This window comes from Tigheibacillus halophilus, assembly GCF_042683165.1.
Lineage (GTDB): Bacteria > Bacillota > Bacilli > Bacillales > Amphibacillaceae > Tigheibacillus > Tigheibacillus halophilus.
The window spans coordinates 701,633-716,076 of sequence record NZ_JBHUIZ010000003.1 but is presented as its reverse complement, the minus strand read 5'-3'; the positions used below and the strand labels follow the sequence as shown (position 1 = coordinate 716,076).

12 protein-coding genes are annotated in these 14,444 nt (G+C 42.3%); all 12 read right to left on the bottom strand.

Annotation, left to right across the window (positions count from 1 at the left end):
• Positions 1–2: 2 nt before the first annotated feature.
• The 12 genes from yfmH to dapG all read right to left on the bottom strand — a co-directional run bounded on the left by yfmH (position 3) and on the right by dapG (position 14,429).
• Complete coding sequence (gene yfmH / locus ACFSMW_RS04090) at positions 3–1,283, bottom strand: EF-P 5-aminopentanol modification-associated protein YfmH (RefSeq protein WP_390353918.1); 1,281 nt, start codon at positions 1,281–1,283, stop codon at positions 3–5.
• A gap of 2 nt (positions 1,284–1,285) precedes the next feature.
• A complete protein-coding gene (gene yfmF, locus ACFSMW_RS04085; RefSeq protein WP_390353239.1) occupies positions 1,286–2,557 on the bottom strand; it encodes an EF-P 5-aminopentanol modification-associated protein YfmF in 1,272 nt (423 codons plus the stop codon).
• 300 nt (positions 2,558–2,857) lie between these two features.
• The gene (locus ACFSMW_RS04080; RefSeq protein ID WP_390353238.1) at positions 2,858–3,811 is read right to left on the bottom strand and encodes an ABC transporter permease; all 954 of its coding nucleotides are present in this window, start codon (positions 3,809–3,811) and stop codon (positions 2,858–2,860) included.
• Positions 3,812–4,861, bottom strand: a complete 1,050-nt coding sequence (locus tag ACFSMW_RS04075) for an ABC transporter permease (RefSeq protein WP_390353236.1) — start codon at positions 4,859–4,861, stop codon at positions 3,812–3,814. It abuts the gene before it with no gap.
• On the bottom strand, positions 4,861–6,387 hold the full coding sequence (locus ACFSMW_RS04070) for an ABC transporter ATP-binding protein (RefSeq protein WP_390353234.1): 1,527 nt from the start codon (positions 6,385–6,387) through the stop codon (positions 4,861–4,863). The genes ACFSMW_RS04075 and ACFSMW_RS04070 overlap by 1 nt, the downstream gene beginning before the upstream one ends.
• 156 nt (positions 6,388–6,543) lie before the next feature.
• Positions 6,544–7,641: a BMP family lipoprotein gene (locus ACFSMW_RS04065; RefSeq protein WP_390353233.1), complete on the bottom strand. Its 1,098-nt coding sequence runs from the start codon at positions 7,639–7,641 to the stop codon at positions 6,544–6,546.
• 103 nt (positions 7,642–7,744) lie between these two features.
• Positions 7,745–8,470, bottom strand: a complete 726-nt coding sequence (locus ACFSMW_RS04060) for a GntR family transcriptional regulator (RefSeq protein WP_390353231.1) — start codon at positions 8,468–8,470, stop codon at positions 7,745–7,747.
• Positions 8,471–8,735: 265 nt separating this feature from the next.
• Positions 8,736–11,012 carry an FtsK/SpoIIIE family DNA translocase gene (locus ACFSMW_RS04055; protein WP_390353230.1) on the bottom strand — a complete coding sequence of 759 codons (2,277 nt, stop codon included), beginning with the start codon at positions 11,010–11,012 and terminating at the stop codon, positions 8,736–8,738.
• Positions 11,013–11,134: 122 nt separating this feature from the next.
• Complete coding sequence (locus ACFSMW_RS04050; RefSeq protein ID WP_390353228.1) at positions 11,135–11,359, bottom strand: YlzJ-like family protein; 225 nt, start codon at positions 11,357–11,359, stop codon at positions 11,135–11,137.
• Positions 11,356–12,108 carry a ClpP family protease gene (locus ACFSMW_RS04045; protein WP_390353226.1) on the bottom strand — a complete coding sequence of 251 codons (753 nt, stop codon included), beginning with the start codon at positions 12,106–12,108 and terminating at the stop codon, positions 11,356–11,358. The genes ACFSMW_RS04050 and ACFSMW_RS04045 overlap by 4 nt, the downstream gene beginning before the upstream one ends.
• 180 nt (positions 12,109–12,288) lie before the next feature.
• Complete coding sequence (dapA, locus tag ACFSMW_RS04040; protein WP_390353225.1) at positions 12,289–13,170, bottom strand: 4-hydroxy-tetrahydrodipicolinate synthase; 882 nt, start codon at positions 13,168–13,170, stop codon at positions 12,289–12,291.
• Positions 13,167–14,429 carry an aspartate kinase gene (gene dapG, locus ACFSMW_RS04035; RefSeq protein ID WP_390353223.1) on the bottom strand — a complete coding sequence of 421 codons (1,263 nt, stop codon included), beginning with the start codon at positions 14,427–14,429 and terminating at the stop codon, positions 13,167–13,169. The genes dapA and dapG overlap by 4 nt, the downstream gene beginning before the upstream one ends.
• Positions 14,430–14,444 lie beyond the last annotated feature (15 nt).

Genomic DNA, 14,444 nt, shown 5'->3' with positions numbered 1-14,444 from the left:
TTCTAATTTGGTACAATTTCGCAAACTGCTAGTTGTTTTTCTGTGACCCAGTTTTTTAAATATTGATTGATATCATCAATTGTCAGCGCCTGCACAATCGGTAACAGTTCAAAAAAATCAATATGCAGGGTTTGATAATGGATATATTTGTTGGCGATGAATTCCAAAGAATTCATTCCGCGGAGAACTTCTCCAGTATATTTTTTTTTCATTAGAGAAAACTGCTCTTCTTCTATGCTGTCTTTTGTCGTTCCAAGCAGCATTTCTTTCACCTTTGCAGAAAAAGCATCAGGATCATCCGTATTCGAGCCAATTAAAATGTAGCCGATATTCCTGTCAAGATTCGTCTCATAATAAAAACTGCTGTCAACCAAATCAGCTTCATACAACTGCTGGTAAATCGGGCCCCCCTTGGAAAAATAGTAACTCATGATAAAATCTTGCAGGATATCCTGTTTAATGAATGTTTCCGGTACCTTAGAAGGTTTTACTTTAATACCGACCGTACACTTGGGTGTTGATACGGGCATCTTGATCTTATTCAAAGGTATGGCTGCTTCATCTGGTTCCTGCGGGTAACTTCTCTCGATATGGCTCATTTGAGCAAATTCTTTTGCATCCTGATTGCGTTTGATTAACGACATGACTTTTTCGGCATCGATATTGCCGGCCACGAATAACCGCATATTTTCAGGATGATAGAAAGTATTGTAACAAGTGTATAGATCATCCTTCGTTATTTTGCCGATAGAGTCGACAGTACCAGCGATGTCGATGCGGACAGGGTTGTTTTTATATAAGGCCCTTAAAGTGCCCATGAACGCTTGCCAGTCGGGTTGATCATTATACATATTGATCTCCTGGCCGATGATCCCCTTTTCTTTTTCAACGGATTGGTCGGAAAAGTATGGGTCTTGCACGAAATCGATTAAGGTCTCCAGGTTTTTTTCTATATTGCTTGTGGAAGAAAACAAATATGCCGTCTGCGTGAATGACGTAAAGGCGTTTGCAGAAGCTCCTTGCTTACCGAAGTCTTCAAAAACATCCCGATCTTCTTTTTCAAATAATTTATGCTCCAAAAAATGAGCCACCCCATCCGGGACTGTCTCAAGCTTCGATCCGTCTATCGGAATAAATTCACGGTCGATTGAACCATAGTTCGTAGAAAAAATGGCGTACGTTTTTGACATTTCCTGCTTAGGCAGTAAAAAAACATGCAGCCCGTTACTTAATTTTTCAGTATATAATGTCTCGCTAAGCGTATCATATTGTTTTTTCTCCATCATCATGCACCTCCCTTGTCTGTTAACAAATAAACGGTGTCTTCGTGGATTTTTTCCGCTACGGCAATGATTTGTTCCTTCGTGACTACTTGAATGGCATGGATCAACCGCTCTGGCGGCAGAGTTGCACCGGCTACAACCTGTTGATAGGAGAGCTCAACAAGACCGACCGGATTATCCATCGTTTCAAGAAGTTGATTAATGATCAGCTCTTTAGTTTTATCCATTTCATCATCTGTAAAATCGCCTTTTTTCATGGCGGTCATCTGTTCTTCGATAATTTGTCTGGCTTTGGTGTAATCCGCTGGTGCGATACCGCTGAAAATGAATAACAACCCTTTATGGCTTTCCATTCTGGAAGCGGCATAATACGCCAGACTATTCTTTTCCCGCACATTGAGGAAAAGCTTAGAACTTGGGAAACCTCCCAGCAATCCATTAAAAACATGCAAGGCTGGATAATCTGCATCTGCAAAAACGATTTGTGTGCGATAGCCGATATGCAATTTTGCTTGCTGAATTTGCTGTTTCTCGATCACTTCATTGATTTTCTCCATTCTCGGCTTTTCATCCGCTGCAGCTTCTCGCTGAGGCACCGGATGGCGAGAGAAATTGTCTAAAAAGAACTGCTCTATTTCGCTCATCTCCACGTCGCCAACCACATACAAATCGAGTTGGTCTTGTTCCAGAACCTCCTTATAATAGCTGTAAGTTTCTTCGCTGGTCAGCTCGTTCAACTGGGATTCATAGCCATGGACATGCAGTTTATACGTTTCATCTTTGCACATTTCATCAATCAGGCGCATATTGGCGTAACTCATTTTATCATCTGTAATAGCAGCCATTTTTTGTTTCAGCGTTTGTTTTTCACGATTGAATATTTTTTTATCGAATGCTTTCTCGCCAGTACGATGAGGGGCAAAAATGATTTCTTTAAAAAGTTCCAGCATATCATGCATTGTCGAGCTCTCGTTGGCTACATATTTCTCGTTTGCAGTTTCAAGTCTGATTGTAAGGATATGGTAATCCCCTTTTTTAGCACCGCCAATAGACAGCACTGCGCCATATAGGCGATCAAGCTGGTGTTGAAGTTCACTGCGGGTTGGATATTGTTCGGTTCCTTGCTGTAGGATATAAGGCAACAACGCGCGTTTTGTTATCGTATCTTTTTCCAGTGGTGCCTTTAGCTTAGCTGTTAATTGCACAGTCTTAAATTTTTTGGTCGGAATGAAATGTAATGTAAACCCATCATGATGGCTTATCTGTTCTTCCATCTTCCTATCCGCCTCCTTTTTCGATAAACAGTCTGATATATAGTTTACACGAAATGACAGATGAATAACCAATTTAAACTATAACTTGAAACTTACACGGTGGAATGCCTCCCTCCAACATCGGGGAATAGCTGAACCCCCACCTCGTCTCTTGATTTGTGGCAGAAGACTGTGTCGTGCTCGTGCTCATAATATGATAATCGCATCTGAGGTGTTTGGACAGGCTGCTGAATAACTTAGCAGCAAAAAGCACCAGCTCGGTATGCCAAAGCTGATGCTTTTTTGCATTTCATTTTCTTTTTATCTGTTTCCCTTTATATATGGCACACCATTTGCTTTAGGTGCTTCAGCGCGACCGATAAAACCGGCAAGCGCCAAGATCGTCAGCACATAAGGCGCAATGAGTAAAATGACTTGTGGAACATTTTGCAGATAAGGCACCCCGGCACTGATAATGCTCAAACTTTGTGCAAACCCGAAGAACAACGCTGCACCCATGGCGCCTAACGGGTGCCATTTTCCAAATATGACCGCGGCAAGCGACATGAAACCCTGACCGACAATCGTCGTTGCAGAGAAATTGGAAGCAATAGTTAATGCAAACACAGAACCGCCAAGCCCTCCAAGTACACCAGAAATGATCACTGCAGTATATCGCATTTTAAACACATTTATCCCATTTGTATCTGCAGCCATCGGATGCTCGCCAACCGCTCGAAGCCGCAAACCAAAAGAAGTTTTATAAAGCACATACCATCCAGCAAAAGCTAAAATGATAGCCAGATAGGAAGTAGTGTAAACACCGTGAAAAAACATTTTCCCAATGACAGGTATATCTGACAGAAGCGGGATATTCGTGGAAGAGAAAGGCTCAGAAACCATATCCGTCTGGCCCTTGTCATACCATTGCTTGGTAAGAAAAACACCAATCCCCAACGCCAAAAAGTTGATAGCTACTCCGCTGACAACCTGGTCGGCCCGAAAAGAAACAGAAGCTACGGCATGAATAACAGAAAATATGCCTCCGATAGCGCCCGCAACCAAAACAGAAATCCACGGTGTCCACGCTCCAAGTGCGTCAGCAAATGTCAAATCGAAAACGATACCGACAAATGCCCCCATAACCATCAGCCCTTCCAAGCCGATATTGACAACACCTGACCTTTCGCTGAACACACCTCCCAAAGCCGTAAGGATTAAAGGAGCAGAGAAAAATAAGGCAGTAGGGATAACAGAATTCAAAATATCGATCATTTATTTCTCCTCCTTTTTGAAACGAAGAATGGCCCAGCGAATGATGTAGCTTGATGCTACAAAGAAAATTATCAATGCGATGATGATATCTACAAGCTCTGTCGGCACGCCTGCGCCTGTCGGCATTTCACCAGCTCCTTCTTTGAGAGCACCGAATAACAATGCGGAGATAATGACACCGAATGGATTGTTTGCACCAAGTAAGGCCACGGCGATACCGTCAAAGCCAATATTGGAAAAGCTTGACATGACAGTAATCGTGCCGTAAGTCCCAATACCTTCCATGGCCCCGGCCAATCCACCGAACCCTCCGGCAATTACCATGGACCAGATAATGTTTTTACTGACATTCATACCAGCATAATTAGATGCATGTGGATTAAAACCGACAGATTTTATTTCATAGCCTATTGTTGTCCGCTCCATGATGAACCACATGACAACAGTGGCAAACAACGCGATTAAAATACCATAATGCATTCTTGAAAACATCGTCATGGTTTGTAAATATTCGGATGCAAGTGATGCACTCGCAGGAATCTGCGCGGTTGTTGTCTGGTTATCCGTCAATACAGAACGTATTATTTCATTCGTGACATACAATGCGATATAGTTCATCATGATAGTGACGATTACCTCATGCACACCAAGTTTTGCCTTGAGGAATCCTGGAATGAACCCCCATACAGCTCCGGCAATCCAGGCAGCAAGCAAAGCAAGCGGCAAATGTATCACCATTGGTGCATCAATGCTCAGACCTACCCATACTGCAGCAAGCCATCCAACGATCACCTGCCCCTCTGCCCCGATATTGAACAGGTTTGCCCGAAAAGCAAAGGCAATTGCTAAGCCTGATAGAATATAAGGAGTCGTCCTTCTGATTGTTTCACCGATCGTATACACATCCCCAAAGGCCCCTCTCCACAGTGCGGCATATCCATCCACAGGGTTATGACCGGAAACAATCATGATAATTGCACCTGCAATCAGTCCAAGCAACACGGAAATGACAGGAACCAATATAGAAAACAATCGTTTATTCGCTTGCATTATTTTTCACCAGCCTTTTTCACTGTGCTTCCAGCCATTAGCAGCCCCAACTCCTGCTCATTCGTTTCTACGGGCTTGACATCGGCGACTATTTTACCATCAAACATGACTGCGATGCGGTCGCTGACATCCAGCACCTCGTCCAATTCAAAAGAGACAAGCAAGACGGCCTTTCCTTTATCGCGTTCTTCAATCAGACGTCTGTGTATGAACTCAATTGCTCCTACATCCAATCCTCTTGTGGGCTGTGCTGCAATCAGTAAATCTGGGGACCGGTCGATTTCTCTGCCAATAATCGCTTTTTGCTGATTTCCCCCTGAAAGTGCCCGTGCTTTCGTAAATTCACTCGGAGTACGGACATCATACTCGGCAATCAGTGTTTTCGCTTTTTCGTAAATTTGCTTAAAGTTTAATATCTTCGCTCGGGAATAAGGCTTTTTATAATAAGTCTGCAATACCATATTCTCACCGATGGAATAGTCGAGTACTAGGCCAAATTTATGCCTGTCTTGCGGAATGTGGCCTACCCCGTTTTCGGTCACTTTCCTCGGTTTGAAATTGGTAATATTTTTGTTGCGGATTTTGATCGTGCCAGATTCAGACTTTCGAAGGCCTGTAATAGCTTCAATTAATTCAGATTGCCCATTGCCATCGACACCTGCAATACCGACAATTTCCCCTCCACGAACTTGTAAATCAAGTCCTTTGACCAGATCCACTTTACGTGAATCTTTGACAATGAGATTATTTATATCCAATATTATTTCTTTTGGTTCCGCAGGTTTCTTCTCTGTTTTAAAATTAATTTCCCTGCCAACCATCAAAGATGCCAATTCATTCGGATTGGTCTGTATGACTTGAACTGTACCAATCCCTTTTCCTTTCCGAATGACAGTGCATCGATCACAAACTTCCATAATCTCTTTTAATTTATGTGTTATTAGAATAATAGATTTTCCCTCTTGGACAAGTGACTTCATGATTGTGATCAACTCTTTGATTTCCTGAGGGGTAAGAACTGCGGTTGGCTCGTCAAAAATCAGTACTTCCGCTCCACGGTAAAGTGTTTTCAATATTTCTACACGCTGCTGCATGCCGACTGAAATATCCCGGATTTTCGCGGAAGGGTCGACTTTCAATCCATAACGATCTGATAATTCCTGAATTTCCCTTTCGGCTTTCTTTATGTTGATTTTCCCCATTTTTGTCGGTTCTTTTCCGAGGATGATATTTTGAGTCACTGTAAAGGGCTCTACCAGCATAAAATGCTGGTGCACCATCCCGATACCTAGATCATTCGCAATATTTGGGTTGGTGATCGCCACTTTTTTTTCATTCACACGGATCTCGCCCTTTTCAGGCTGATATAAGCCAAAAAGGACATTCATTAAAGTAGATTTGCCAGCCCCGTTTTCGCCAAGCAAAGCATGTATTTCTCCTTTTTCCACTTGTAGTGTGATGTTATCATTGGCTACGATACCTGGAAATTCTTTTCGGATGTTCAGCATTTCTATCACATATCCCAAAATGGTCACCTCTTTTTCTATAAGATAAAACTAAATTTACAATGGAATAAATTTGCCAAATGAAAGGAAGGAACATTTTCCTTCGGCTTCATTTGACAATTTATCCAAAAGAAAAGATGAAAAAGGCTGGCAGCGTCGACCGACCAGCCTTTTTTATTACAAAGATTTTTCGTATTCTTTTAATTCTTTACGTGTTTTAGGGACCTTCACTTCATCATCAAGAATTTTTTTCTTCCAATCGTTGATTTCTTTGACGATGTCATCGGCCATAGCATCTTTATTTGTCATCGCTACGCCGATACCTTCATCCTTCAGACCGAATTCAAGTTTCTCACCGCCAAGATGTTCGCCCTTCATTGCTTTGTTGGCTACATCCTGTACAGCAACATCGACACGTTTTACCATAGATGTTAATGTAATATTGTGGTCGCCGATTTTGCCTTCTTCGTACTGGTCACGGTCAACACCAATGACCCAAATGTCCCGGTCAGGGTTATTTTGCTTAATATCTTTTGCTTGGTTAAAGACACCGTTTCCTGTGCCTCCAGAGGAGTGATAAATAACATCCACCCCGTCATTATACATATTGGATGCGATGATTTTCCCTTTATCTGGAGCACCGAATGAGGCGGCATACTGCACGTCTACCTTAATATCCGGGTTCACCGATTTCACACCAGCAATAAATCCGGACTCGAATTTTTCAATCAATGGTGATTCAACTCCACCTACGAAACCTACTTTATTCGTCTTGGTTTTTTTTGCGGCGGCAACCCCTACTAAAAATGAGCCTTCCTGCTCTTTAAAGTTGATACTTACCACATTAGGCTGGTCAACCACGTCATCGACAATTGCAAATTTGGTGTCAGGATATTGTTTTGCAACTTTATCTATGTCGTTTTTCAGATTAAATCCGATACCGAAAATCAAGTCATACTTGTCTCGTATCAAACGTGTCAGGTTTGGCATATAATCCGCTTCATTGCTTGACTGCGCATAATCAAACCCTTTCCCTTTCGAAAGTCCATGCTCTTTCCCCCAGGCCTGCAAGCCTTCCCACGAGGACTGGTTGAAGGATTTATCATCGATACCGCCGATATCTGTAACCATTGCTGCACTATAATCAGATGTTGCACCCGATTTATCTGCACTTTTTCCGCTGTCCTTTGACTTTCCTGAGCTGCCACATGCAGCCAAAGCCAAGGTAAGGCTGATAAGTACTGCTAAGAATATGAGTGACCTGCTTTTTTTCAAACTAAACGCCTCCCTGATTTAAAAAGATGTATGATATTTATAGCATGTTTCAATATCCTTGTTTGAATACATCCACCACCTCCTAAATGTAAACCCTTTCAAATCAAGGACGCTTACGCAGTACATGAAAGCGAAACATATCAGAGCGAAAGTAGTTAGAAGAATAGAGTACAGGTTCATCATCTTCCGTGTAGTGCATCTGATTGAGCAGCAGCAGTGCCTGGTCCGTGCTGCAATTCAATATTTCATAAATTCTGTCGTGGTAGCTGATAGGTTCAATATAGCTGATGGCATAAGAAATTCTTTTATTCAAATGTTTCTCCATCAACCCAAATAATGAATCTGCCCGATGAATCATATGTAGTGGAACCAGACCCTCAGGAATTTTATCAATACAAAATACAACCGGTTCCATATCAGCTGTCCGAACACGTTCCACAGCGATAAGCTTGTCAACCTTTTTAGGAGCAAAGCAGCTTGTTTCTTCGATTGTAGCGTCCACCAATTCTGTTGATAAAAATTGTGATGCAGCTTCTTTGCCAGATGCTTCAATCATATCCGTTACACTGCTTAGTAATTCGATTCCCGATGAAAACACTGGTTTAGGATTTACGAAAGTTCCCACGCCATGTCTTCGGACAATCACATTCTCTTCTTCCAGTACCCGCAAAGCCTCTCGCAATGTCGCCCGTGAAACTCCGAGCTCCTTTGACAGCTGGAATTCTGAGGGCAATTTTTCCCCTTCTGCATATTCTCCTTGTTGAATATCCTGTTTGATTTTATCGATTACTTGGAGATATAAGTGCCGGGAATCTGTTTTTATCGACATTTTCATCCCCCTTTTCACATGAAAGATCAGACCTCAGACAAATATTGCTATCTCTAGGATAAATATATCATTTATTTTTCGATAAATAAATGTTTAATAGAATAAATTTTTTTAAAATCACTACTTTTTGATCAGATTTTGTCAATTGGCAGAAAAGGTACCATGGCAGCGTTCAGCTTAACTATTAGTACGTTGTACTTTACCTATAAAAAAAGATGATTGTCGAATTCATTTCTTCGACGATCATCTTTCCAAAACAGTTTTATTAAGTGGAAACTTCTTCTGTCTGTTGGGAAACCAGTACTTTTCTCGGCTTGCTCCCTTCATAAGGGCCAACTATTCCTCTGTCTTCCATTGCATCAATTAAGCGGGCCGCTCTCGTATAACCAATTCTGAAACGTCGCTGCAACATGGAAACACTCGCACTTTGCATCTCGATTATCATCTGTACAGCATCGTCAAACAACTCATCATCAACTTCTTCTACAGTCTCATTCACATCTTCAGGAATCATTTCTTCTTGATAAGTCGCTTTTTGTTGTTCTATGCAGTGGTCTACAACACGTTGGACCTCCTCGTCGGATAAGAAAGCCCCTTGTACGCGGGTCGGCTTTGAAGCTCCAACTGGCAGAAACAACATATCTCCTCGCCCGAGCAATTTTTCCGCTCCGCCGGAATCCAAAATGGTCCTTGAGTCTGTTTGTGAAGAAACGCTGAAAGCGATTCTGGAGGGAATGTTCGCTTTAATCACGCCGGTGATAACATCAACTGAAGGCCTTTGGGTAGCTATAATCAAATGAATGCCCGCAGCTCTTGCCATTTGTGCAAGTCTTGTAATCGAATCCTCCACATCGCTGGAAGCCACCATCATTAAATCAGCTAACTCATCGACCAGAACAACGATGTATGGCAGACTAGGCTGTTCTTCATCGGCATCCTGGTTATATTTACGAACATGTTCATTATAACCTTCTATGTTCCTCGTGCCAGTATCTGAAAATAAATCATATCTTCTTTCCATTTCAGCAACGACTTTTTTCAATGCCCGCGAAGCTTTTTTCGGGTCAGTGACCACTGGAGCCAATAAGTGTGGAACACCATTATATACATTTAGCTCCACTTTTTTCGGATCGATCATCATCATTTTTATTTCATGGGGCTTTGCCCGCATTAATATGGTAGTAATAATACCGTTAACACATACACTTTTTCCGCTGCCTGTTGCACCGGCAATCAGAAGATGGGGCATTTTATTCAGTTCTCCCATGATCGCTTCACCAGATATATCCCTGCCCAGTGCGAATAGCAGCTTGGAGGCCTGGCTGGCTGTGCCATCCAGTACTTCCCGCAGCGATACTTGGGCAACTTCTTGGTTAGGAACTTCTATGCCTACTGCAGATTTTCCAGGTATCGGAGCCTCTATCCGAATATCCTTTGCTGCGAGTGCTAATGCAAGATCATCGTGCAACCCGACGATTTTGCTGACTTTAACTCCTGCTTCGGGATAGACTTCATACTTTGTGACAGCCGGACCCACATTTACTTTTGTAACGCGTGCGCGGACTCCAAAACTTTTGAACGTTGCTTCGAGTTTTTTCACTGTAGCTTGGATTTGCGATTTCTCTTGTTGCTGTGAATTATAGACCGGTTCTGCCAGCAAGTCCATGGAAGGTAGTATATATTCATAGTTTTCCGCTTCGGCCATCGGTATTGTCTGATCCAAAATATCTTCCTCGCCAGATGCATCTTTTTCTTCAGTGGGCTTCGCCGGTTTATCCTTCTTCGCAGCTGGTTCCTGATAAGCCTTCTCTGTAAAATCAGCAATCTCAGGTTCAGCGTGACCATGATTGTCCTCTCCATTAATTGGCGTCATTTCATGTATAGTCACTTCGGGTTCAGTTTGAACCTCTTTCTTACTTTTTTGTTTTGTTTTCAGCTTTTCAAATCCGTGCTTCACTGTATTCGAAAGCCTTGTCAGCGTTTTTCCAAAAAAGTCTCCGATAGAAAACTCTGTCAAGAACACTATTCCAACTAACATGGAGAACACCGAAACGATTTTTGTACCGACTGATGAAAACAAAAAGTAACTGAAAGTCAACAGCAGCGCCCCGACAATTCCACCGCCGGTTTGTACTGCGGAACCTTGCCCTCCGATATATGCAAAGAAGTTATGCCAGCTTGCAGATAAGATCGACACATTCCCATCGAGCAGGTGCAAACTTTCCATTGTCTGTACTTCCGTCAGTAGAAGAAGACCGGCAAAAAATATGTAAAATCCGACTGTTTTTTTGTATGTAAAATCAGGATATCTTCTTTTTACAAGCAGTAAAATACCGGTAATTAACAAAAAAATTGAAGCAGCAAAATACCAAATGCCAAAAAAGAAACGAAAAATATGATCCAGGCCGCCTGGCACGATTCCATCGCTGATTGCACTTGCTCCACTGCCGAAAATAGCCAAAAAAATGAACAGCAGTCCCAACAACTCATATTTTATTTTCTGATTCAATTTTCTTTTCCTTTTCTTGCGTTTTTTGGCCATTTTCATTTCACCCCTGTCCTATGTATAAGTCGAAGACGAAACCCTCGTCAATATGATGACAAGGGTTTTATCATGTGCTTATAGTATAGCATATTTCATAAGGATTGGGCATATAAGGAAAATCACTCCGCTTCAAAACTTCCTTTAAGGATAGTTCCAGGCTGCAGTTCACTTTTTAAGAAATCATTGGGGTCTGAAGAGAGCAGCTGCAGCAGCTGATACGTCCCATCAGGTCTTCTTTCGACATACATGGACTTATTTTTGTAATTGACACATTCTCTTTTTTTGAAGTCATCATCTGAACAAGGGAATATTTCTGCTTCTGAGAGAGGAGTATATAAAATCATTGAATCGCCTCCGGACGGCTGGATTTTGCTATTTGAATCAGCTCATTAACCTTTTCCATTGCTTCCTTCACGCCGCCAACTGCGTCAATAAGCCCATATGCTACTGCATCTGTGCCGACGACGTTGGTTCCAATGTCCCTTGTCAAATTCCCCTTATCAAACATCAAATTTTTAAATTTCTCTTCCTTTATGTTGGAGTGGTTCACTACAAATTTAATAACTCTTTCCTGCATTTTATCTAAATATTCAAAGGTTTGCGGTACGCCAATGACAAGACCTGTTAGCCGGATCGGATGTATCGTCATCGTGGCAGTTGGTACAATATAGGAATAATTGGATGCGACGGCAATCGGTACACCAATACTGTGTCCACCCCCGAGGACAATTGAAACTGTCGGCTTTGATAATGAGGCGATCATTTCTGATAATGCCAATCCAGCCTCGACATCGCCACCGATTGTATTGATCAATATGACCAACCCTTCTATTTTGGGATTTTGTTCAATTGCGATCAACTGTGGCAGCAGATGCTCATATTTTGTTGTTTTATTTTGTGGGGGAAGCTGCATATGACCTTCGACTTGCCCGATGATGGACAATACATGTACATTCGTGTCAGGTGCTTGAACGACATTGGTTTGGCCGAGCTGCTGAATCTTTTCAACAAGGGAGGAAGAATTGTTTTCCTCCTCGGCTTGCTGGCCTTCCTGCCCTTTTTCCGCATTTCTCGGCTCAGTTGCTTTATCCATACGCTGATACACTCCTTATCGATTCTTATCTTTTAGTATGTGCCAATCCCATTGAACTATCATCCCAAAAATAAAAAAACATCCAGCCAGGTTTCCCCTGCCGGATGTATGTTTTTCATTTGATGTGGTAAGAAAACGAAATCAAGTCAGCTGATTATACTTTTCAGCTAAGTATCTATATCACTTTATGACTGAATGACTGCGCAATTCCTTTTCTAGCTCCTGATGCAATGTTTTTTCAAGGGAGACCAATGGTAAACGGACTCCGCCTGTTTCAATCCCTTTCATTTTCAACGCAGCTTTTACCGGTACTGGAGAAGGTGCAGAGAATAATATATTCATTACAGGTAACAGTTGACGATGTATGCTGGCAGCTTCTTTCACCTGACCTCCATGAAACGCTTCAACCATTGATTGCATCTCGTTTCCAATGACATGGGATGCTACAGATATGATCCCATCTGCGCCAATCGCCAATAAAGGCAATGTCAATCCGTCATCTCCGGAGTATACTGAAAAGCCATCATCTGTTCGTTCGATGATTTCAGAAGCTTGGTCCAAATCTCCACTTGCTTCTTTCACGGAAACAATGTTCGGTATTTTACTTAATTCCACTATAGTGTCAGCATTCATTTTCACTACAGAGCGCCCAGGAATATTGTAAAGCATTACCGGAAGACTCGTCGCTTGAGCAATTTTGGAAAAATGAGCAAATAATCCGCGCTGATCAGGTTTATTGTAATAAGGGGTGACAAGCATTACAGCATCCACACCCAGGTTATCAGCTTCCTGGGTCAATTCGGTGGAAGCAGCAGTATCGTTACTCCCCGTTCCGGCGATAACTGGAATTCGTTTATTGACAATTTTAACCACATGCTTGAACAAAGTCAGTTTTTCTTCATGAGTCAATGTTGGAGATTCGCCAGTCGTCCCCGCGACCACCAACCCGTCTGTTCCATTTTCAATAAGATATTCCACCAGTTTCTCCGTACGCTCTAAATCAATGTGTCCTTTTTCATCAAAAGGAGTGACCATCGCTGTCAATACGCTGCCGAAATTCATGATTCCAACACCTTTCCTTCTTCATCTGTCTTTTTAATTTGTTCGTTGGCATTGCTTAAATCAAAAATATCATGCAACGCATTCACTGCTTTTTTCAAATCTTTTTCATATATCAATACCCAGATAGTGGTATGACTGTCAGCAGATTGCAAAATCTGTACCTCAGCTTTTGTCAATGCCTGCACGATTCTGGAAGCAACACCGGGAATGCCGGTCATCCCCGCTCCAACCGCTGAGACCTTAGCACATTTTTGTGTTGTCTGTGCCTGAAAACCAAGCGTCTGCAAAATATGCAACGCATTTTCCGTGAACATTTCCGGCACAGTATAAATGACACCAGTGGGAGAAATATTGATAAAATCAACAGAAATTCCAGCATCAGCCATAGCTTTGAACACTTCTGACTGGCGGTTTGCTCCTTCTTTCATTGGAACCTTGATTTGGGTGATGGCCGACATATGTGCAATTCCGGTTATCAGTCTGTCACTGATATCCACACCGACTTGCATCGCTCTGGAAGAAGTGACGAGTGTCCCTCCATCCTTGGCATACGTCGAGCGCACCCGCATCGGAATTTTGGCCTGCATTGCGATTTCCACCGCACGAGGGTGGATCACTTTCGCTCCCTGGTATGCCAAATTACAAATTTCTGTATAGGTGACAACATCCAGCGGACATGCTTTTTCTACCATGCGAGGGTCAGCGGTCATAATGCCATTAACATCTGTAAAAATTTCAATTCTTTCTGCAGCTAGTGCGGCTCCCAGCGCCGCCGCACTTGTATCACTGCCTCCACGTCCTATCGTAGTAATTTCACCAGTTTCTGTCTGTCCTTGAAATCCAGCAACTACCACGACATCATTGTATTCAAATTCCTGCAAAATCCGCTCAGGTTTTACATGTTTGATCTTAGCCTGGGTAAAATCATCATTAGTAATGAAACCAGCTTGAGCTCCTGTCAACGCAGCTGCATTCATATGATGTTTTTTCAATTCATTCGAAAGTACCACAGAAGCAATCGTTTCCCCGCAGGACATAAGCATATCCAGTTCTCTCTTTGAGGAGCTTCCGGCAGGAAAGTCTATTAGTGATAGTAAAGAATCTGTCGCATAAGGATCCGGTTTTCTACCTAAAGCGGATACGACAACAACAATTTTATATTTTTGCACCAACGCCTCTTTAATATGGTTGATGACATACTCTCTATTTTTCTCGCTTTGCACGGAAGTACCACCGAATTTTTGTACCAATATTTGCATGTTGTTCTTACACCT

What these genes read in the sequence shown, in the direction of transcription:
- yfmH (WP_390353918.1), bottom strand. Translation starts at nt 1,283, where the DNA reads ATGGAGAAAAAACAATATGATACGCTTAGCGAGACATTATATACTGAA.
- yfmF (WP_390353239.1), bottom strand. Translation starts at nt 2,557, where the DNA reads ATGGAAGAACAGATAAGCCATCATGATGGGTTTACATTACATTTCATT.
- ACFSMW_RS04080 (WP_390353238.1), bottom strand. Translation starts at nt 3,811, where the DNA reads ATGATCGATATTTTGAATTCTGTTATCCCTACTGCCTTATTTTTCTCT.
- ACFSMW_RS04075 (WP_390353236.1), bottom strand. Translation starts at nt 4,861, where the DNA reads ATGCAAGCGAATAAACGATTGTTTTCTATATTGGTTCCTGTCATTTCC.
- ACFSMW_RS04060 (WP_390353231.1), bottom strand. Translation starts at nt 8,470, where the DNA reads ATGTCGATAAAAACAGATTCCCGGCACTTATATCTCCAAGTAATCGAT.
- ACFSMW_RS04055 (WP_390353230.1), bottom strand. Translation starts at nt 11,012, where the DNA reads ATGGCCAAAAAACGCAAGAAAAGGAAAAGAAAATTGAATCAGAAAATA.
- ACFSMW_RS04050 (WP_390353228.1), bottom strand. Translation starts at nt 11,359, where the DNA reads ATGATTTTATATACTCCTCTCTCAGAAGCAGAAATATTCCCTTGTTCA.
- ACFSMW_RS04045 (WP_390353226.1), bottom strand. Translation starts at nt 12,108, where the DNA reads ATGGATAAAGCAACTGAGCCGAGAAATGCGGAAAAAGGGCAGGAAGGC.
- dapA (WP_390353225.1), bottom strand. Translation starts at nt 13,170, where the DNA reads ATGAATTTCGGCAGCGTATTGACAGCGATGGTCACTCCTTTTGATGAA.
- dapG (WP_390353223.1), bottom strand. Translation starts at nt 14,429, where the DNA reads ATGCAAATATTGGTACAAAAATTCGGTGGTACTTCCGTGCAAAGCGAG.